Genomic DNA, 19269 nt, shown 5'->3' on the forward strand with positions numbered 1-19269 from the left:
GGTCAGTCAGCCTCTCGTACGGAGCGCAGGATGCCGGGCAGCACCGCGAGGAAGGTGTCCGCGTCGCGCTCGGTGAGGATCAGCGGCGGGGCCAGCCGGACGGTGTCCGGGACCGCGGCGTTGACCAGGAACCCGGCCCGCTGGGCGGCGGCCTGGATCTGCGCCGCGACCGGCTGGGTGAGGACGATGCCGAGCAGCAGGCCCGCCCCCCGCACGTGGTCCACCAGCGGGTCGCCGATGGCCTCGATGCCGTTCCGCAGCCGCTCCCCCACCTTGGCGACCTGGTCCAGCAGGCCCTCGGCCTCGATGGTGTCCAGCACCGCGTTGGCCGCGGCACAGACCACCGGGTTGCCGGAGAAGGTGGAGCCGTGGTGGCCCGGGTGCAGCAGTTCCGCCGCGTCGCCGAAGGCCAGGGTGGCGCCGAGCGGCAGGCCGCCGCCGATGCCCTTGGCCAGGGTGACGACGTCGGGGTCGACGCCCTCGACGGCCTGGTGGGCGAGCCAGTGCCCGGTGCGTCCGATGCCGGTCTGGATCTCGTCCAGCACCAGCAGGGTGCCGGTGGCGCGGGTGATCTCGCGGGCGGCGAGCAGGTAGTCGGCGGGCGGGACGACGACCCCGTTCTCGCCCTGGATCGGCTCCAGCAGCACCAGGGCGGTGTCGGTGGTGACGGCCGCACGCAGCGCCTCGACGTCGCCGTAGGGGACGTGGCTGACGTCGCCCGGCAGCGGGCGGAACGGGTCCTGCTTGGCGGGCTGGGCGGTCAGCGACAGGGCACCCATGGTCCGGCCGTGGAAGCCGCCGTGGGCGGAGACCATGTGGGTGCGGCCGGTCAGCCGGCCGATCTTGAAGGCCGCCTCGTTGGCCTCGGCGCCGGAGTTGGAGAAGTAGACCCGTCCGGGCAGCGGGTGGTCGGCCAGCGCGACCAGCCGCTCGGCGAGCCGGACGGTGGGCTCGGCCAGGAAGAAGTTGGAGATGTGGCCGAGGGTGCCGATCTGCTCGGTGACCGCCGCGACGATCGCCGGATGGGCGGTGCCGAGCGCGTTGACGGCGATGCCGCCGAGGAAGTCGGTGTAGCGCTTGCCGTCGGCGTCCCACAGGTGCACGCCCTCGCCGCGGACCAGCGGGATGCGGGGGGTGCCGAAGTTGTTCATCAGCGTGTGCTGCCACCGCTGGGTGAGTTCCTGATTGGCGGTCATGCGAGCCCCCCGGTGATGACGGTGTCGGTCTCTGATGGGTCGTCGGGCACGACCATGGTGCCGATGCCCTCGTCGGTGAAGATCTCCAGCAGCAGGCTGTGCTGCACCCTGCCGTCCAGCACGCGGGCCGTGCCGACGCCCTCGCGGACGGCGCGCAGGCAGCCCTCCATCTTCGGCAGCATCCCGCTGGCCAGCGTCGGCAGCAGCTTCTCCAGCTCGCCGGCGCTGAGCTGGCTGATCACGTCGTCGCTGGCGGGCCAGTCGGCGTAGAGGCCCTCGACGTCGGTGAGCACCACCAGCATCTCGGCGTCCAGCGCGACCGCCATCGCGGCGGCGGCGGTGTCGGCGTTGATGTTGTAGACATGGCCGTCGGAACCGCGGGCGATCGAGGAGATCACCGGGATCCGGCCGTTGTCCAGCAGCGCGTTGACCGCGCCGGGCTCGACATGGGCGATGTCGCCGACCAGGCCGATGTCCACCTGGGCGCCGTCCACCTCGGCGTAGCGCTTGACCGCCGTCATGGTGTGGGCGTCCTCGCCGGTCATGCCGACGGCGAACGGGCCGTGGTCGTTGAGCAGTCCGACCAGGTCCCGCTGGACCTGTCCGGCCAGCACCATCCGGACCACGTCCATGGTCTCCGGGGTGGTCACCCGCAGGCCGGCGGTGAAGTGCGAGTCGATGCCCAACCGCTCCAGCTGGGCGCTGATCTGCGGGCCGCCGCCGTGGACGATGACCGGGCGCAGCCCGGCGTAGCGCAGGAAGACCACGTCCTGGGCGAAGGCCGCCTTGAGCGACTCGTCGACCATGGCGTTGCCGCCGAACTTGATGACCACGGTCTTGCCGTGGAAACGCTCCAGCCAGGGCAGCGCCTCGATCAGGGTGAGCGCCTTGGGCAGCGCGGTGTTGTTGCGGGCCTGTTCGCCCTTGGGTGCGATGTGCACGGCCGTCGGGCCCCTTCAGCTGGAGTAGGCGCTGTTCTCGTGGACGTAGTCGGCGGTGAGGTCGTTGGTCCACACGGTGGCCTCGGCCGGTCCCGCGTGCAGGTCGGCGGTGATCACGACCTGACGGTCCTTCATGCTGACCAGGTCGCGGTCCTCGCCGACGCCGCCCGACCTGCACACCCAGACGCCGTTGATGGCCACGTCCAGGGCGTCCGGGTCGAAGGCCGCGCTGGTGGTGCCGATCGCGGACAGCACCCGGCCCCAGTTGGGGTCCTCGCCGTGGACGGCGCACTTGAGCAGGTTGTTGCGGGCGATGGTGCGGGCCACGTCGACGGCCTCGGCCTCGGTGGCGGCGCCCACGACGTCGATCCGGATGTCCTTGCTGGCGCCCTCGGCGTCGCCGACCAGCTGCAGCGCCAGGTCGGCGCAGACGGTGCGGACCGCCTCCGCGAACGCGGCCTGATCCGGCGTCACCCCGCTTGCGCCGGAGGCCAGCAGCAGCACGGTGTCGTTGGTGGACATGCAGCCGTCGGAGTCGACCCGGTCGAAGGTGGTGCGGGTGGCCGAGCGCAGCGCGGTGTCCAGCCGCTGGGCGTCCACCACGGCGTCGGTGGTGAGCACCACCAGCATGGTGGCCAGGCCGGGGGCGAGCATGCCGGCGCCCTTGGCCATGCCGCCGACGGTCCAGCCGTCGGCGTGGGTGACCGCGGCGGTCTTGTGGACGGTGTCGGTGGTCTTGATGGCGACGGCGGCGGCCTCGCCACCGTCCGCGCTGAGCGCGGCGGCTGCGGTGTCCACGCCGGGGAGCAGCTTGTCCATCGGCAGCCGGACCCCGATCAGTCCGGTGGACGCGACGGCCACCTCGGCGGCGTTCAGGCCGAGCACTTCGGCGGTGCGCTCCGCGGTGGCGTGGGTGTCCTGGAAGCCGAGCGGACCGGTGCAGGCGTTGGCGCCACCGGAGTTGAGGATGACGGCGGAGACGGTGCCGCCCTTGACGACCTGCTCGGACCAGTGCACCGGGGCGGCCTTGACCCGGTTGGAGGTGAAGACCCCGGCGGCGGCGAGGGTGGGTCCGTCGTTGACGACCAGGGCCAGGTCCGGGGTGCCGGAGGCCTTGATCCCGGCGGTGATCCCGGCCGCGCGGAAGCCCTGCGCCGCGGTGACTCCGATGCCGGACGCCGCGGTGCCGGACGCTCCGGTGCTGCTGGTGGTGGGGCTGGTCACGGTGCGACTCCAGTCTGCGGAAGGCCGAGTTCCTCGGGCAGCCCGAGGGCGATGTTCATGCTCTGGACGGCGCCGCCGGCCGTCCCCTTGGCGAGGTTGTCGATGGCGCTGACCACGGTGATCCGTCCGACGCTCTCATCCAGGGCGACCTGCACCAGCGCGTGGTTGGAGCCGAGGACGGCGGAGGTGGCGGGCCACTGCCCCTCGGGCAGCAGGTGGACGAAGGGCTCGGCGGCGTACGCCGCGCTGTAGGCCTGGCGCAGCCGCTGCGGGGTGGTGCCGGGTCGGGCCTTGACGCTGCAGGTGGCGAGAATGCCGCGGGACATCGGCGCCAGGGTGGGGGTGAACGAGACGGCCACCCGCTCCCCGGCCACCGCCGAGAGGTTCTGCGTCATCTCCGGGGTGTGCCGGTGCACGCCGCCGACGCCGTACGGGCTCATGCTGCCCATCACCTCGCTGCCGAGCAGATGGGTCTTGGCTGCCTTGCCGGCGCCGGAGGTGCCGGAGGCGGCGACCACCACCGCCTCGGGCTCGGCCAGCCCGGCGGCGTAGGCCGGGATCAGGGCGAGGGTGACCGCGGTGGGGTAGCAGCCGGGGACGGCGATCCGCCGGCTGCCCTTCAACGCCTCCCGGGCGCCGGGCAGTTCGGGCAGACCGTAGGGCCAGGTGCCGGCGTGCGGGGAGCCGTAGAACTTCTCCCACTCGGCGGGGTCGTGCAGCCTGAAGTCGGCGCCGCAGTCGACGATCAGCACGTCCTCGCCCAACTGCGCGGCGACGGCCGCGGACTGACCGTGCGGCAGGCCGAGGAAGACCACGTCGTGGCCGGCCAGCGTCTCGGCGTCGGTGGGCTCCAGGACCCGGTCGGCCAGCGGCAGCAGGTGCGGCTGGAGCTCGCCGAGCCGGGTGCCGGCGTTGGAGCCGCCGGTGAGGGCGCCGATCTCGATCCGCGGGTGGTTCAGCAGCATGCGCAGCACCTCGCCCCCGGCGTAGCCGCTGGCGCCGGCCACCGCCGCCCGGAACATGCCGGGCCGGGACGTGGTGGGCGCACTGGTGGGCGTGACTGCCATGACTCCTCCTCCGCTTCGGGATAACTATACGAAGGAAGGCACATTCATGCAATCAGCTATGCAGTCAGCCCTGCGCCCGGCAGGCGCTCACCCCTGCGCTCAGCCGCCGGTCCGCGCGAGCGGGTCCTCCTCGCTGTACGGGCGCAGCCGCAGCGTCCTGGCGTCGTGCTCGCTGATCCGGCCCGCCTGTTCCAGCAGCTCCGGGATGCTGTCCTGGCCCAGATGCAGGAAGCGCCCGTGCAGCAGGTCCAGACGGCCCCGGGCCGCGTCGGCGACGGTCGAGACCAGCAGCGGGATGCTGCCCCAGTGCAGCATGTCCGCGAACATCGGCATGCCCGCCGTCATCTCGGTGGCCACCGCGCCCGGGCTGATGTCCAGCACGGTCACCCCGTGCGGGCGCAGCGGTCCGGCGACGTTGTCGCTCAGCCGCAGCAGCGCCGCCTTGGAGGTCGCGTACGCCGAGTAGCGCCACTCCGGGCGCAGCGCGAAGCCGGAGTTGAGGTTGACCACCCGGCCGCGCTGACGCTCCACCATGCCCGGCAGCACGGCCCGCATCATGTTGAAGGGCCCGCGCAGATTGGTCTCCACGACCGACCACCACTGCAGCGGGTCCGCCTCCCACAGCGGCACCTCGGCGCGGTCGATCTGTCCGGCGTTGTTGACCAGCAACCCGACCGGTCCCAGGTCACGCTCCACGCTGCGCACCGCCTCCCGGACCGCCCCGGGATGGGTGACGTCGGCGGCGACTGCGACGCATTTCACACCCTGCTTCACGCAGGCGCGCAGGGTCTCCGTGAGCGTCTCCCGATGGCGTCCGATCACGCCCAGGTGCATGCCTTCCTCGGCCAGGCCGAGTGCGATCTCCCGTCCGATCCCCCGGCCCGCGCCGGTGATCAGGGCGACCTCTCCTTCGAGCGTCCGCAGGGGCACCCTGGACTCCTCTCGTGGCGCCGGACTGCCATTGTTGATCACCGGGCGGCACCGGCGGCCTCGGACACGCGGGCCGTGACGGAGTAACGTCGGCTCGGTTGATCTGCAGGCTGACCACTCAGCGGGCACGAACGAATGGACTTGATGTGAGCGACATCGCGCGGGTAGGGGTCGTCGGCTGCGGGCTGATGGGGTCGGGGATCGCCGAGGTCTTCGCCCGGGCCGGACTGGACGTCAAGGTCTCCGAGGCGAGCGGCGAGGCGCTGGAGCTCGGCCGCACCCGGCTCACCGGCTCGTTCGACACCGCGGTCAAGCGCGGCAAGCTCACCGAGGAGGAGCGCGACGCGGCGCTGGCCCGGATCTCCTTCACCACCGAACTGGCCGACTTCGCCGACCGCGACCTGGTCATCGAGGCGGTGGCCGAGCGCGAGGACGTCAAGAGCGCGATCTTCCAGACCCTGGACCAGGTGGTGGAGCGGCGCGACGCCATCCTGGCGTCCAACACCTCCTCCATCCCGATCGTGAAGCTGGCCTCGGCCACCTCCCGCCCGGAGCAGGTGCTCGGCATACACTTCTTCAACCCCGCGCCGGTGCAGAAGCTGGTGGAGATCATCCCCACGCTCACCACCTCGGCCGAGACGGTGACCCGCGCCGAGGCCTTCACCCGCGAGGTGCTGGCCAAGGACCCGATCCGGGCCCGCGACCGGGCCGGCTTCGTGGTCAACGCCCTGCTGGTGCCCTACCTGCTCTCCGCCGTCCGGATGTTCGAGTCAGGAGTGGCCACCGCCGAGGACATCGACAAGGGCATGGAGGCCGGCTGCGCCCACCCGATGGGCCCGCTCCGGCTGTGCGACCTGATCGGCCTGGACACCATCGTCTCCATCGCCGAGTCGATGTACCACGAGTACAAGGAGCCCCTGTACGCCGCGCCGCCGCTGCTGCAGCGGATGGTCGACGCCGGCCTCCTCGGCCGCAAGTCCGGCCGGGGCTTCTACCAGTACTGACGTCGACCGACGGGGCTCGGCCGGGCTCGGCCGACCGGGCTCAGCCGACGGCGCCGGACCACTCGCCGGGGTGGTCCACCCAGCAGACCCGCTCCGGATCGTCCAGGTCGATGCCGGGGCGGTGCACCTCGACCAGGGCCTCGAACCGCTCCTGGCTGTCGCAGGGCCGGGTGACCACGGTGCCGTCGGCCCGGACGATGCGGACCTGCCGGTCCGGCTCGTCCGGGCTGTAGCCCAGTACGTAGACGGCGCAGGTCCCGGGGTCGGCGTCCTGGTCATCGCGGTCCTGGTCGTCGAGGCGGTCCAGGGCGAGGTCAAGATCGAGGTCGTCGCTCATGGGCTGAGCCTCCCCCGGGATCAACCAATCCGCATGTCGGGCTGCGGCCGTTCAGTCCTCCGGCCACTCGCCCGGGTGGCCGCCGGCCCAGTGCACCTGGGTCGGGTCGTTGAGGTCCACGTCGGGCCGGAACAGCTTCAACGCGGCCCTGAGGTCGTTCTGGGTGGAGCATGCCTCCCAGAGCGGATCGCCGCCGCCGATGCGCTGCATGCGTACGTGGCGGTGGCGGTCCCACGGGACCAACGGGCTTATCTCGACGGGGTGAACGCTGAGTATCGCCATGACTACACCCTGACTCCCCCCGGCCCCCGCCGCACCTCGGACGGACTCGAACGGATCCGGCTCAGCCCTGCGGCCACTGTCCCGGACTGCCCACCCAGTGCACCTGCGACTCGTCGCCGAGGTCGAGGTCGGGCCGGAACACGGTCAGCGCGGAGACGAGGTCGGCCCCGGTGGCGCAGGCCTCCCAGACCGGCGCCGAGCCCGGACGCTCGATGCGGACGTGGCGGTGCCGGTCGCCGGTCACCAGAGGACCGATCTCTACCGGATACGTGGCGTTTCTGGCCATACCGTCAGCCTCACCCCAAGCGGCGCGGGCCGCACGTCGGGGCGGCCGGGCGGATCAGACGCCCGACCACTCGCCGGGGTGGTCGGCCCAGTAGACCTGTGCCGGGTCGTCCAGGTCGGTGCCCGGACGCTCCAGCGCCACGAAGGCCGCGAACTGGTCCTGGTCCGCGCACAGGGAACGGACGGTGTCGCCGTCCGGGCGCACCACGTGGACGTAGCGGTCGCGGTCCTCGGGGACCAGGGCGCCCACGTAGACGGGCTTGTCGGACTCCGGGTGCTCGCTCATGGCCCCAGCGTCACCCGCGCTGCCGCCGGTCGCACGTCGGACGGGCTCCGCGAACGGGCTCAGGAGGCGGCCCGCGGGGCCCCGGCTACGACCCGACCGGCCAGACGCCCCGGTCGCCGTCCCACTGGACCCGCTCCTCGTCGTCCAGGTCCACGGACAGGCCGAGCTGGCCGAGGAACTCCTCGGCCTCGCGCCGGCTGCCGCAGGCCCGTACCGCGGGGATGCCGCCCGGGGTCGAGGCGCTGACCTGTCGGCTGCTCTGGCTGGCGTCGAGCATGCCGATGAATACCGTCGTCTCGCTCATGGCTCCACCCTCGCCCGACGGCGGGAACCGCGCACGGCGGACGGACTTGCCGGAGCGCCGTCCCAGGTCGGCACGGGTCTGGTAGAAGTAGACGCCATCGCCAGAAGGAGCCCGCACGATGACCCGGCCCGCCCCCGCCGTCGAAGCCATCCGCTCCCGGTACGCCGCCGGTGCCACCGACCGGTGGGAGTCGGCGGACATCGCCACGCTGCTGGCCGAGGTCGACCGGCTGCGGACGCAACTGTCCGGCGGCATCGTCGAGTACGCCGTGCAGGCCGTCATCGACGGGCAGCCCCGGGAGATGGTCGAGTACGGCACCGAGCGCGACGCGCTGGAGATCCGGCTCGAACAGCACCGCGACGAGCAACTCTCCGACTACCGGCTGGTGGTGCTGACCCGTCACATCGTCCGCACCGAGTGGATCGAGCAGCCGGACGCCGCGGACCTCTGACGGCCCCCTACCGACAGCCCCCTTCCGAGGGCCCGGAAAACCGTTCGCGGCCCGCGGCCGGACCTCCGTAGGCTGCTGTACGGCGGGAACGCCTGGTGGTCGTAGCTCAGTCAGCAGAGCACCGCGTTGTGGACGCGGGTGTCACGGGTTCGAGCCCCGTCGACCACCCTCGATGGTTCGTAGCTCAGCTCGGCCAGAGCAGCCGGCTCCAACCCGGTGTGTCGCAGGTTCGAATCCTGCCGAACCAGCCCAACTGACGTAGCACGAAAAAATCTGCGTTGTCTTCGCGCGTGGAACGTGTCTTACGCTGTCGCGGCGGCCTCCGGCCTGACAACATACGGCTCCAGGAGACCACTGTGGGAGGGAACTGACATGCCGTCCGTGACCATGCGCCGGAAGCGTCCGGTGACCGTCCGCACCCTCCTGTGGACCGGCCTCAACCAGGAGGAGATGACGGAGTTCTGCGGCGGCGCGTTCCGCGTCATCGCCGCGACGGGCCCCGGCAACCCCGGCCAGGACTCGAAGATCACCGCCGAGGTCTTCGACGAGCTCCACTCCACCTGGGTCGGCGTCTACACCGGGCACCATGTGGTCCGCGGCGTCCGCGGCGAGTTCTACCCGATCGACGAGACGGTCCTCAACGAGACTTACGAACCGGCCGACGCGGACCTCTGACCCGGGCCACTGGACCCGGGGCCGCCGCCGCCCCGCACCGGAACGCGTCAGCATACCCCTCCGGGTCCGCCGACAGGCCGCCCACCTCCCTGATGCCGGTTCCGCCGCCGGGACGCCCTAGGCTGAGGTCATGTCAGATCCTCAACTGATCCGCATCGGCGCGCGTTCCTCCCCGATGTCGCTGGCCCAGGTGGAGCGGGTCCGGGCCGAACTGGCCGCCGCGCACCCCGGGATCGCCACCGAGGTCGTCCCGTTCACGACCTCGGGAGACCGCTGGTCGGGCGCGCTGGTGGAGCTCGGCGGCAAGGGCGCCTTCACCCGGGAACTGGACCAGGCGCTGCTCGCCGGGACCATCGACCTGGCCGTGCACTGCGTCAAGGACGTGCCCGGGGACCGGCCGGTGCCGGCCGGGACGGTGTTCGCCGCATACCTGAAGCGTGACGACCTGCGGGACGCCCTGGTCCACCCGGGCGGGCTGTCCCTGGACCGGCTTCCGGCCGGCAGCCGGATCGGCACCTCCTCGGTCCGCCGGGTGGCCCAACTCGCGCAGCGCTGGCCCGAACTGGAGCCGGTGCCGATCCGCGGCAACGCCAACAGCCGACTGGCGAAGCTGGACGCCGGCGTCGTGGACGCGCTGCTGCTGGCCGTCTCCGGCCTGGAGCGGATCGGGGCGCAGGACCGGATCACCGAGATCCTCACGGTGGAGCAGATGATGCCGGCCGTGGGCTCGGGCACCCTCGCCCTGCAGTGCCGCAGCGAGGACGAGGCGGTGGTCGAGGCCGTCGGCGCGCTCAACGACGCCGAGACCTTCCGGCAGACCACCGCCGAGCGGATGCTGCTGCATGTGCTGCAGGGCCACTGCAACTCCCCCATCGCCGCGTTCGCGACCACCGAGCACGACGGCAGGCTGTCGCTGCGGGCCCGGGTCTTCAGCGCGGACGGGAAGACCACGCTGGACGCGCACGAGTGGGACCGCAACGCACTGGCGTTGGGGACGTCGGTGGCGGCGACGCTGCTGCGCCAGGGTGCGCACGAGGTCATCAACGCCATTCCGCACTGATCCGCGCCATTCCGCGCTGATGACCCCCGCTCGACTGCCGACAGAGCCGTCGAGCACGCCGTCAGGCCGGGTGGGACTGCCCGCCCTCGACGGTGAGCAGTTCCCCGCCGTCCGGTCCGTGCAGGTCCATCCGGGTCGGCGGGGTGCGGCCGTTGACGGCGTAGTGGTCCCGGATCCGGGCCAGCACGCCGGGCAGCGCCGTCTCGGTGTCCGAGGAGACCGGCCCGTGCTGCAGCCAGTGCAGGCACAGGGTCCAGTCGTCCGGGTCGTCGGGGGCGACGGTCCGCACCGGCTTGGCGGAGACGTCGATGGCGTCGAGGGCGGTGAGGATGGCGGCCATGTCGTCCGGGTGGATCCGGCCGGGGTCGTCCTCCACCAGTGCGTCGGTCATGACTCCCCCTTACCCCGCCCCTGCCGTCACATGCGTAACGAAGCAGCGTCGGCGGGGGCGTGGCTCAGTGGCCGAACAGGTGCACCCCACGGCTGCGGCGCTTGGTCAGCACCGGCATGGTCGCGGTGTCGTCCTCGCCCGGGTCGGTGGCGGTGCCGGCGTCGACGGTCTTCGCGGCGGCCCGGCGCTCGCGGCGGGCGGCACGCAGTTCGGCGTTGCGGCGGCGCTCGCGGCGGGCGCCGACCGAGACCATCATCAGGGCCAGGCAGAAGACCAGTGCCAGCGCGATCCCCGCGAGGAACGCGCCCAGTGTGTTGACGGTGGCCAGGTGGTGATCGAAGAGGGTGGCCGAGTACTGCGGCCCACCGTCGAGATTGTCGGCGATCAGCACCGTGGCGAAGGCGATGGTTCCGCCCACGAGCAGGAGTCCGAGCAGCAGCATGTCACACCTCGTTGATCCGGTTGGCGTTGCTCCGGTTGACGTCTGCTGCAGCGCGTACCCGGGATGCGGTCGCACTAACGCGCATCACACACCGTGCCCGTGACGTGGTGTGACCTGGTGTGGTATGACGCAGCGTCAGAGCAGGCCGTGCACGCGGGCGCTGAGGCGGGTGAGGCCCAGCATCGCGTCGATGCTGGGGGTGGCCAGCCCCAGCAGGCCGCCGATCTCGCGCACCGAGCCGACCAGGGCGTCGAGTTCGAGCCTGCGCCCGGCCTGGGCGTCCTGGAGCATGGAGGTCCTGGCCACGCCGAGCTTGCGGGTGACCTGGCTGCGGTCCTCGGGGCTCTGCTCGATCGGGCAGCCGATGCGGGCGCCGATCTCGGCCGCCTCCCGCATCGCGGCATGGCAGAAGGCCATCACCAGTTCGTCGTCGAGGATGAGGTCGCCGGTCGCGCCGGTGAGGGCGGAGACCGGGTTCATCGTCATATTGCCCCAGAGCTTGAACCAGACGTCCCGCTGGATGGCGGTGGACCCGGTCGCCTCCAGCCCCGCGCCGCGCAGCAGCGAGACGAGTTCACGTACCCGGGGCGAGTCCGTGTTGTCGGGCTCGCCGAGGATCAGCCCCTCGCCCTTGTGGTGGTGCACCAGGCCCGGTTCGGGGGTGCTGCAGCTGACGTGGACCACGCAGCCGACGACCCGGGAGGTCGGGACCGCGGCGGCGATCCGGCCGCCGGGGTCGACCGTGTCCAGGTGCCGGCCCTCGCAGGGGCCGCCGAAGCCGTCGAAGAACCACCAGGGCACGCCGTTGAGGGCGGCGACCACGGCGGTCTCCGGACCGACCAGGTGGGCGAGGCTGTCCAGTGTGGAGCGGACCGCGTGCGCCTTGACCGCGAGCACCACCACGTCCTGCACGCCCAGTTCGGCAGCGTCGTCGGTGGCCCGGACCGGCGCGGAGGCGACGGCGTCGTCCGGCCGCTCCGCCGACTCCAGCCGCCAGCCGTGCCAGCGCAGCGAGTCCAGGGTCGCGCCGCGCGCGACCGCCGAGGTCTCCACGCCCGCGAGGGCGAGCCTCGCCCCGATGAACCCGCCGACCGCCCCGGCCCCCACCACACAGATCCGCATGGGGTGACGCTACCCCGCAGGTGTCGGCCCCGGTCAACCCCGCCTCGGTCGGCCCGGCCCCGGTCGGCTCCCGCTCCGGTCAGCCCCGCACGTGCTGGAGCCAGGCCGGGCGGCCGGCGAGGCTCGCCGCGGTGCGCCTCGCCTCGCGCTCGGCCAACTCCTCGGGGGTGGCGAAGCAGTCCGGCAGCCACTCGGCGGAGCGGCCGGCCCTGGCGGCGAGGTGGCTGACATAGGCCGCACGCTGCAGCTCGGGGGTGTCCAGGCCCGGCTCCGGCTCCAGCCACTCGTCCGGGACCAGCTCGGTGACCTCGCGCAGCAGGTCGACGGTGACCAGCGGCGCCAGGGCCCGGTCCGCCCCGGCGACGTCGGGTGAGTATCCGCCGAGGGCGTGCTCGGACATCGGGTACTTCCGGCCGACCGCCTCCGCCGCACCGGACCAGCGGTGGTGGAAGATCAGCGCCGCGCCGTGGTCGATCAGCCACAACCGCTGGTGCCACACCATCAGGTTGGGGCTGTGCACGGTGCGGTCGACATTGCCCACCAGGGCGTCGAACCAGACGATCCGGCCGGCCTCGGCGGGCGAGACGTCCACGTCCCGGACCACCCCGGGGGCGAAGTCGCGGGCCCCGGGCAGGAAGTCCATGCCGAGGTTCAGTCCGGCGCTGGCCCGCAGCAGGTCCTGCACCTCCGGGTCCGGCTCGTGCGCCGCCACCTCGGGGTCGAACCTGACCAGCACCATCTCCGGGACCGGCAGACCCAGCCGCCGTCCCAGCTCGGCGGTGACGACCTCGGCCACCAGCGCCTTGCGGCCCTGTGCGGCGCCGGAGAACTTGACCACGTAGGTGCCCAGGTCGTCGGTCTCGACGACACCGGGCAGCGAACCCCCGGCGCGCAGCGGTTCGAGGTACCGCAGCGCGGTCACCTCGGTCAGTCCGCTGTTCGCCCGCACCCGCTCAGCCTCTCGTCCGCCCGGCAGTGGAACCGCCCAACCGCCGCCCAGTAGTAGCTCCACCATCCGCCACTGCGCCTCCCCCAGCAGGTCAACCATGCCGGTCGGCCGTCGATTCCGTCCGCTTCCGGGACCTGGCGGCACCGGCCCCGGCGCTGCCCTCGAGTGCGTCCAGCAGGTCGACCAGCGTGGCCAGCCCGCCGTCCTCCCAGACCTCGCCGGTGAAGACGGACTCGGCGACCTCGGCCGCGGTCCGCTCCATCTCGTCCAGCCGCTCCCGACCGGTGGGCGTCAGCGCCGCGTACGCCACCCGGGCGTCGCGCGGGTCGGGCTCGCGGACGACCAGGCCGATCCGCTCCAGCGGGATCAGGCCCCGGGTGACGCCGGACGCGGACAGGCCCAGCGCCTGGGCCAGGTCCACCCGGCGCATCCGGCCGCCCTCGGCCTGGCCGAGGCAGCGCAGCACGGCCAGGTCGGCGAAACTGACCCCGTGCAGCCCGGACAGCCGCGCGTCGAACCGCTTGACCAGCGCCGCCTGGGCCCGAACCAGCCGCAGCGACGTCTCCAGTGCCTCGTTCATGCCTCCACCGTAGCAGAAGCTTGAGCACTCAAGCATTGGCGCAGTACCGCGCCCGGCCCTGTCAGCGGGCAGGGACGGCTGCCGGACGGCCGCCCACCGCGAGCACCGCCGTCGCCCCCAGCCGGCAGCCTGCCGCCGCGGCTGCGGCCGGGTCGGCGCCGTCGAGCAGCGCTGCCAGCAGGCCGCCGGCGAAGGCGTCGCCGGCGCCGGTGGAGTCCAGTGGGACGGCCCCCGGAGCCGGTACCCGGCCGAGCAGCGCACCGTGCTCGGCGAGCAGCGCGCCGGCGGAGCCCAGCTTCAGGGCCACCAGGCAGTGGCAGCGCGCGCTGAGCACGCGGGCCGCGATCGACGGATCGGACTGCCCGGTCAGCGCCCGGGCCTCGTCCAGGTTGGGCAGCAGCAGGTCGACGCCGCCGAGCAGGGCCAGGAACCGGTCCGCACCGAACTCGCGCAGGAAGCCGCTGGACGCCGGGTCCACGCTGACGCCGATCCCCCGGGCGCGGGCCGCCGCCACCGCGACCGCGGCCAGCGCCCGGCCCTCGGCGCCGAACAGCAGGTAGCCGGAGAGGTGCAGCCGGCCGACCCCGTCCAGCAGCGCGTCCTGCCAGTCCGACGGGCCCAGCGCGCCGCTGGCGCCGCGGTCGGTCACGAAGGTCCGCTCCCCCGCGCCGTCCACCAGGTCGATGACGACCGCGGTCGGCCGGTCGCGGTCCACCCGCAGGCAGGTCTCCACACCGCCGCGGGCCAGCGCCTCGCGGTGCCAGTCGGCCGAGTCGGCGCCGACCCGGGACAGCAGCCGCGCCGGTACGCCCGCGTGGGCCGCCCAGGCCGCGGTGTTGGCGGCGGATCCGCCGGGGCGGACCGCGATCCGCGCCGAGGTGTCGGTGTCCGGGCTCAGCGGCTTGGCGTGCAGCGCCACCACATCGGTGACCAGGTCGCCCACCACCAGCAGGGCTTGAGCCGGCGTCAGCTGCGCGTTGGCCGCCTGACCGGTGGTCAACTGAGCGCCGCGTGGCTGCGGGCGATCTTCGCCGCCAGCGCGACATTGCCCCGCACCGCGGCGAGATTAGCCTCCAGGGAGGCCCCGTCGGTGTGCTTCACCAGGTAGCCGAGCAGGAACGGGGTGACCGCCTGGCCGGTGATCCCCTGGCGTTCGGCGGCGCGCAGCGCCTTGGCGAGGACCCGGTCGTGCAGTTCGGGGTCGAGCTGTTCCGCCTCGGGCACCGGGTTGCCGACCACCAGCGCGGTGAGGTCGGCGTTGAGCTGCCAGCGGGCCCGCATCAGCTCCGCCACCTGCTCCGGGGTGTCCAGCGTCCAGTCCACCGGCAGTCCGGAGCTGCGCAGGTAGAAGCCGGGGAACTCGGTGGTCCGGTAGCCGACGACGCCCACGTTCAGGGTCTCCAGGCGCTGCAGCGTCGCCGGGACGTCCAGGATGGACTTCACCCCCGCGCACACCACCGTGATCGGCACCCGGGCCAGCAGCCCCAGGTCGGCGGACTCGTCCTGCAGGGTCGTCCAGTCCCGGTGCACTCCGCCGAGGCCGCCGGTGGCGAACACCGCGATCCCGGCCGAATGGGCCAGGAAGGCCGTCCCGGACACCGTGGTCGCGCCGCTCGCCCCGAGCGCGACCGCGGGGGCCAGATCGCGGAAGCCCAGCTTGCGCAGGTCCGGGTCGTTGGCGACCCGCTCCAGCTCGTCCTTGCCGAGTCCGACCCTGGCCACCCCGTCCAGCACCGCGATGGTGGCCGGCACCGCCCCGCCCGCGCGGACGGCTGCCTCCAGCTCCCGGGCGACCTCCAGGTTCCGGGGGCGCGGCAGCCCGTGCGAGATGATCGTCGACTCCAGCGCCACCACCGGGCGGCCCCGCTCCACGGCTTTTCGGACCTCGTCGGACAGGCGTATCGGGGCGGGACTGGACGGCATGGGGCCTCCTGGCGCAAGAACGTTCCTGCCCCTGATCCTGTCGCCCGCCGCCACGGCTCAAACCGCCCGGCCCGAACCCGCTCGGTGCGAACCGGGGCGGTCGGAACCCGCAGCACAACGGCGGCCCGCCCCCGGAATCCGGGAACGGGCCGCCGTGCTGCCTGCGGCGCGTCAGCCGCGCGCGGTCGCGCCGGTGCGGCTCACGGCCTCGGCGACGGCCGCCTCGCGGGCCGCCGACGCCTCCTCGGCGGTGAGGGTGCGGTCGGCGGCGCGGAACCGCAGCGCGTACGCCAGCGACTTCTTGTCCGCGCCGATCTGCTCGCCGGTGTAGACGTCGAACAGCCGCAGCGACTCCAGCAGCGGTCCGGCGCCGGACCGCAGCGCGGCCTCCACCTCGGCGGCCGGCACGGTGGCGTCCACGACCAGGGCCACGTCCTGGGTGGCGACCGGGAAGCCGGAGATCCTCGGCCCCTCGACATGGCCGCCGCCGTCGGCCGTCAGCAGCTCGACGTCCAGCTCCATCGCGCAGGTGCGCTCCGGCAGGTGCAGCGCCTTGACGGTGCGCGGGTGCAGCTCGCCCGCGTGGCCGACCAGCCGGTCGCCCACGTAGAGGGCGGCGCAGCGGCCCGGGTGCCAGGGCGCGTGCCGATCCTGGCGGACCGTCAGCTCCACCCCGGCGGCGGCCGCCACGGTGCGGGCCGACTCGACCGCGTCGGCCCAGGTCGCCGCGCGACCCTTGCCCCACCAGCCGTCGGGCTCGCGGTTGCCCGCCAGGACGGTGGCGACCCGCCGCGGCTGGCGCGGCAGCGCGGCGTTGAGCTGCGCGATCTCCTCGTCGGTGGGACGGCGGTCGACCGGCAGCCGCGGCGCGTTGAACAGCGCCTCCGGGTCGGTGCCGTCCACCCGGAAGGCCAGGCCCTGCTCGAACAGCGCCACGTCCGTCGCGCCCCGGCCGACATTGCGGCGCAGCGCCGCCAGCAGGCCGGGCAGCAGCGTGGTGCGCAGCGACGGCTCCTCGTCGGAGATCGGGTTGGCCAGCTGCACCGTCGTCCGGCGCGGGTCGTCCGCGTCGAGCCCGAAGGCGTCGAGCACGGCCTCGCCGATGAACGGGTAGTTCAGCACCTCGACGTAGCCCGCCCCGGCCAGCGCCAGACCGGTGCGGCGGCGCAGCCGCTGGGACTCGGTCAGGCCGGTGCCCGCGGGCGGCGTCGGCAGCGTGGAGGGCAGCTCGGCGTAGCCCTCCAGCCGGATGACCTCCTCGGCGAGGTCGTTGGGGTCGGTCAGGTCCGGCCGCCAGCTCGGCGGGGTGACCACCAGCACGTCGCCGCCGACCACGGTGCAGCCGACCTCCTGGAGCCGGCGCACCACGGTCTCGCGGCCGTACTCCTGCCCGGCCACCCGGTCCGGGTGGTCCGCGGCGATGGTGATGCTGTGCACCGGGTGCGGGGCGGCGATGTCGGTGACCCCGGCCTCGGCGGTGCCGCCGGCGACCAGCACCAGCAGGTCCACGGCGCGCTGCGCGGCGGCCTTGCCGGCCTCCGGGTCCACCCCGCGCTCGAAGCGCTTGGCGGCCTCGGAGGGCAGCTTGTGCCGGCGCACGCTGCGCGCGATGGCGACCGGCGCGAAGTGCGCGGCCTCGATGACGACCTCGGTGGTGCCGTCGACCCGGCCGGTCTCCGGGTCCTCGACCGCGGTGGCGATCTCGGTGCCCGCGCCGCCCATGACCCCGGCCAGGCCGATCGGCCCGGAGTTGTCGCAGATCAGCAGGTCCTCGACGTCCAGGGTGCGCTCGACGCCGTCCAGGGTGCGCAGCTTCTCGCCCGCGCGGGCGCGGCGCACCGTGATCGCGCCGTCGATCCGGCTGCGGTCGTAGGCGTGCAGCGGCTGGCCTAGCTCCAGCATCACGTAGTTGGTGATGTCCACGGCCAGCGAGATCGGGCGCATCCCGGCCTTCTGGATCCGGCGCTGCATCCACAGCGGGGACAGCGCGGTCGGCTCGATGCCGATGACGCTGCGGGCCACGAAGCGGTCGCAGCCGGCCTGGTCCTCGACCTTGACCAGCGGGCCGTAGGCGTTGGCCGGCGGCACGTCCAGCAGCGCCGGGTCGCTCAGCGGCAGGCCGTAGGCGATGGCGGCCTCGCGGGCGACACCGCGCACCGACAGGCAGTAGCCGCGGTCGGCGGTGACGGCGATGTCCAGGACCTCGTCCACCAGCTCCAGCAGCTCGACGGCGTCGGTACCGGGCACGTACTCGGCCGGCAGCACGATGATGCCGTCGTGCTCGTCGCCCATGCCCAGCTCGCGGGCCGAGCAGATCATGCCCTCGGAGGTGTGGCCGTAGGTCTGCCGCGCCGAGATCGGGAACGGGCCGGGCAGCACCGCGCCGGGGAGCACCACGACGACCTTGTCGCCGACGGCGAAGTTGCGGGCGCCGCAGACGATGTTCTGCGGCTCGCCGGTGCCGTTGGCGTCACCGACGTCGACCTGGCAGTAGCGGATCGGCTTCTTGAAGCCGGTGAGCTCCTCGATGGCCAGGACCTTGCCGACCACCAGCGGGCCCTTGAGGTCGCCGCCGAGCTGCTCGACGGTCTCGACCTCAAGGCCGGCCCGGACCAGCCGGTCGGCCACGTCGCGGCCGGTCTCGCCTGCGGGCAGGTCGACGTACTCCCGCAGCCAGGAAAGCGGGACGCGCATCAGATCTCCATCCCGAACGGAAGGGTGAAGCGCACGTCACCCTCCACGATGTCTCGCATGTCTTCGACGTTGTGGCGGAACATCAGCAGTCGCTCGATGCCGAAGCCGAACGCGAAGCCGCTGTACTTGTTGGGGTCGATGCCGCAGGCGATCAGCACCCGCGGGTTGACCATCCCGCAGCCGCCCAGCTCGATCCAGCCCTCGGAGGAGCAGGTGCGGCAGGGGCGGTCCGGGTTGCCGACGGACTCGCCGCGGCAGTGGAAGCACACCATGTCCATCTCGGCGGACGGCTCGGTGAAGGGGAAGTAGTTCGGGCGCAGCCGGGTCTTCATGCCCTCGCCGAAGAGCGAGACCACCATGTGGTCCAGGGTGCCCTTGAGGTCGGCCATGGTCAGGCCCTCGTCCACGGCCAGCAGCTCGATCTGGCTGAAGACCGGGGTGTGGGTGGCGTCCAGCTCGTCGGAGCGGAACACCCGGCCCGGGCAGATCACGTAGATCGGCGGCTCGGAGGCGGCCAGCATGGAGCGGATCTGCACGCCGGAGGTGTGCGTCCGCAGCACCACCCCGTCGGTGGGCTGCCCGGTCGCGTCCTTGAGGAAGAAGGTGTCCTGGGTGGAGCGCGCAGGGTGGTCCGGGCCCATGTTGAGGGCGTCGAAGTTCAGCCACTCGGCCTCGACCTCGGGACCCTCGGCGATGGCGTAGCCCATGGAGGTGAAGATGTCGCCGAGCCGCTCGGACAGGGTCGTCAGCGGGTGCCGGGCGCCGCGCGGGGCGCGGTCGTACGGGAGGGTGACGTCCACGGCCTCCTCGGTGAGCACCCGGGCGTCCCGCTCGGCCTCCAGCACGGCGCGGCGCTCGGCGAGGGCCTTGTTGACGGCTCCGCGGGCCTGGCCGACCCGCTGGCCCGCCTCCTTCTTGGCCTGCGGCGGCAGCGCGCCGATCTCGCGGTTGGCCAGGGACAGCGGGGAGCGGTCACCGGTGTGGGCGACCTTGGCCTCCTGCAGCGCGGCGAGGTCGGCGGCGGCCTCGAACGCGGCCAGCGCCTCGTCCCGCAGACGCTCGATCTCTTCCGGCTTCAACGCCTCAACCTCGACCGGGTCGTAGGACTTGTTCGGTGCGGACATCC

23 protein-coding genes and 2 tRNA genes are annotated in these 19269 nt (G+C 73.0%); 6 read left to right on the plus strand and 19 right to left on the minus strand.

The features are described from left to right. Positions 1-2: 2 nt before the first annotated feature. From ABUW04_RS35345 to ABUW04_RS35365, 5 genes are all read right to left on the minus strand, one after another. Entirely contained in the window at positions 3-1196 is a 1194-nt protein-coding gene (locus ABUW04_RS35345) for an acetylornithine transaminase (protein WP_380568498.1), read from the minus strand. Next, on the minus strand, positions 1193-2137 hold the full coding sequence (gene argB / locus ABUW04_RS35350; RefSeq protein WP_380568499.1) for an acetylglutamate kinase: 945 nt from the start codon (positions 2135-2137) through the stop codon (positions 1193-1195). Before argB ends, ABUW04_RS35345 begins: the two co-directional genes overlap by 4 nt. A gap of 15 nt (positions 2138-2152) precedes the next feature. Beyond that, complete coding sequence (gene argJ, locus ABUW04_RS35355; protein WP_380568607.1) at positions 2153-3307, minus strand: bifunctional glutamate N-acetyltransferase/amino-acid acetyltransferase ArgJ; 1155 nt, start codon at positions 3305-3307, stop codon at positions 2153-2155. Between the two features lie 50 nt (positions 3308-3357). Next, positions 3358-4428: an N-acetyl-gamma-glutamyl-phosphate reductase gene (argC, locus tag ABUW04_RS35360; RefSeq protein ID WP_380568500.1), complete on the minus strand. Its 1071-nt coding sequence runs from the start codon at positions 4426-4428 to the stop codon at positions 3358-3360. Between the two features lie 99 nt (positions 4429-4527). Further along, positions 4528-5358, minus strand: a complete 831-nt coding sequence (locus ABUW04_RS35365) for an SDR family NAD(P)-dependent oxidoreductase (RefSeq protein WP_051726530.1) — start codon at positions 5356-5358, stop codon at positions 4528-4530. Between the two features lie 146 nt (positions 5359-5504). On the opposite strand from ABUW04_RS35365, the gene ABUW04_RS35370 reads away from it, so the two are divergent. Continuing rightward, positions 5505-6362 carry a 3-hydroxybutyryl-CoA dehydrogenase gene (locus ABUW04_RS35370; protein ID WP_030265327.1) on the plus strand — a complete coding sequence of 286 codons (858 nt, stop codon included), beginning with the start codon at positions 5505-5507 and terminating at the stop codon, positions 6360-6362. 40 nt (positions 6363-6402) lie between these two features. On the opposite strand, the gene ABUW04_RS35375 is transcribed toward ABUW04_RS35370, so the two are convergent. From ABUW04_RS35375 to ABUW04_RS35395, 5 genes are all read right to left on the minus strand, one after another. Next, positions 6403-6699, minus strand: a complete 297-nt coding sequence (locus ABUW04_RS35375) for a hypothetical protein (RefSeq protein WP_030265324.1) — start codon at positions 6697-6699, stop codon at positions 6403-6405. A 51-nt stretch (positions 6700-6750) separates the two neighbouring features. After that, on the minus strand, positions 6751-6981 hold the full coding sequence (locus ABUW04_RS35380; protein WP_030265321.1) for a hypothetical protein: 231 nt from the start codon (positions 6979-6981) through the stop codon (positions 6751-6753). A 61-nt stretch (positions 6982-7042) separates the two neighbouring features. Continuing rightward, a complete protein-coding gene (locus tag ABUW04_RS35385) occupies positions 7043-7267 on the minus strand; it encodes a hypothetical protein (protein ID WP_030265318.1) in 225 nt (74 codons plus the stop codon). Positions 7268-7321: 54 nt separating this feature from the next. Beyond that, entirely contained in the window at positions 7322-7552 is a 231-nt protein-coding gene (locus ABUW04_RS35390; protein ID WP_030265315.1) for a hypothetical protein, read from the minus strand. A gap of 85 nt (positions 7553-7637) precedes the next feature. Then, entirely contained in the window at positions 7638-7856 is a 219-nt protein-coding gene (locus ABUW04_RS35395; protein WP_157624124.1) for a hypothetical protein, read from the minus strand. A gap of 118 nt (positions 7857-7974) precedes the next feature. Here ABUW04_RS35395 and ABUW04_RS35400 point away from each other — a divergent pair, with 118 nt between their 5' ends. The 5 genes from ABUW04_RS35400 (at position 7975) to hemC (ending at position 10042) form a co-directional block, all read left to right on the plus strand. Further along, positions 7975-8307, plus strand: a complete 333-nt coding sequence (locus tag ABUW04_RS35400) for a hypothetical protein (RefSeq protein ID WP_380568501.1) — start codon at positions 7975-7977, stop codon at positions 8305-8307. 95 nt (positions 8308-8402) lie between these two features. Continuing rightward, a tRNA-His gene (locus tag ABUW04_RS35405) sits at positions 8403-8475 on the plus strand. A gap of 5 nt (positions 8476-8480) precedes the next feature. Further along, positions 8481-8555, plus strand: a tRNA-Trp gene (locus ABUW04_RS35410). Positions 8556-8679: 124 nt separating this feature from the next. Next, complete coding sequence (locus tag ABUW04_RS35415) at positions 8680-8982, plus strand: hypothetical protein (RefSeq protein ID WP_030265307.1); 303 nt, start codon at positions 8680-8682, stop codon at positions 8980-8982. A gap of 130 nt (positions 8983-9112) precedes the next feature. Continuing rightward, on the plus strand, positions 9113-10042 hold the full coding sequence (gene hemC / locus ABUW04_RS35420) for a hydroxymethylbilane synthase (RefSeq protein WP_380568502.1): 930 nt from the start codon (positions 9113-9115) through the stop codon (positions 10040-10042). 61 nt (positions 10043-10103) lie between these two features. Here the strand turns inward: hemC and ABUW04_RS35425 are convergent, their stop codons facing one another. The 9 genes from ABUW04_RS35425 to pheS form a co-directional block, all read right to left on the minus strand. Then, positions 10104-10433 carry a hypothetical protein gene (locus ABUW04_RS35425; RefSeq protein WP_380568503.1) on the minus strand — a complete coding sequence of 110 codons (330 nt, stop codon included), beginning with the start codon at positions 10431-10433 and terminating at the stop codon, positions 10104-10106. 64 nt (positions 10434-10497) lie between these two features. Next, positions 10498-10875 (minus strand): hypothetical protein, encoded by a 378-nt coding sequence (locus ABUW04_RS35430; protein WP_063757702.1) that lies wholly within the window; start codon positions 10873-10875, stop codon positions 10498-10500. 135 nt (positions 10876-11010) lie between these two features. Beyond that, complete coding sequence (locus ABUW04_RS35435; protein WP_380568505.1) at positions 11011-11997, minus strand: 2-dehydropantoate 2-reductase; 987 nt, start codon at positions 11995-11997, stop codon at positions 11011-11013. Positions 11998-12076: 79 nt separating this feature from the next. Next, positions 12077-12946, minus strand: a complete 870-nt coding sequence (locus tag ABUW04_RS35440) for a HipA family kinase (RefSeq protein ID WP_380568506.1) — start codon at positions 12944-12946, stop codon at positions 12077-12079. Positions 12947-13037: 91 nt separating this feature from the next. After that, positions 13038-13526 carry a MarR family winged helix-turn-helix transcriptional regulator gene (locus ABUW04_RS35445; protein WP_380568507.1) on the minus strand — a complete coding sequence of 163 codons (489 nt, stop codon included), beginning with the start codon at positions 13524-13526 and terminating at the stop codon, positions 13038-13040. A 61-nt stretch (positions 13527-13587) separates the two neighbouring features. Further along, positions 13588-14526, minus strand: coding sequence for a carbohydrate kinase family protein (locus ABUW04_RS35450; RefSeq protein ID WP_380568508.1), 939 nt, complete (start codon positions 14524-14526; stop codon positions 13588-13590). Then, a complete protein-coding gene (locus ABUW04_RS35455) occupies positions 14523-15449 on the minus strand; it encodes a pseudouridine-5'-phosphate glycosidase (protein WP_380568509.1) in 927 nt (308 codons plus the stop codon). The genes ABUW04_RS35450 and ABUW04_RS35455 overlap by 4 nt, the downstream gene beginning before the upstream one ends. Before the next feature lie 171 nt (positions 15450-15620). Further along, on the minus strand, positions 15621-18143 hold the full coding sequence (pheT, locus tag ABUW04_RS35460) for a phenylalanine--tRNA ligase subunit beta (protein ID WP_030265276.1): 2523 nt from the start codon (positions 18141-18143) through the stop codon (positions 15621-15623). Further along, positions 18143-19267 carry a phenylalanine--tRNA ligase subunit alpha gene (gene pheS, locus ABUW04_RS35465; RefSeq protein ID WP_030265271.1) on the minus strand — a complete coding sequence of 375 codons (1125 nt, stop codon included), beginning with the start codon at positions 19265-19267 and terminating at the stop codon, positions 18143-18145. The genes pheT and pheS overlap by 1 nt, the downstream gene beginning before the upstream one ends. Between the last annotated feature and the right edge of the window lie 2 nt (positions 19268-19269).

The sequence above is a fragment of the Streptacidiphilus jeojiensis genome, assembly GCF_042510965.1.
Classification (GTDB): domain Bacteria; phylum Actinomycetota; class Actinomycetes; order Streptomycetales; family Streptomycetaceae; genus Streptacidiphilus; species Streptacidiphilus jeojiensis.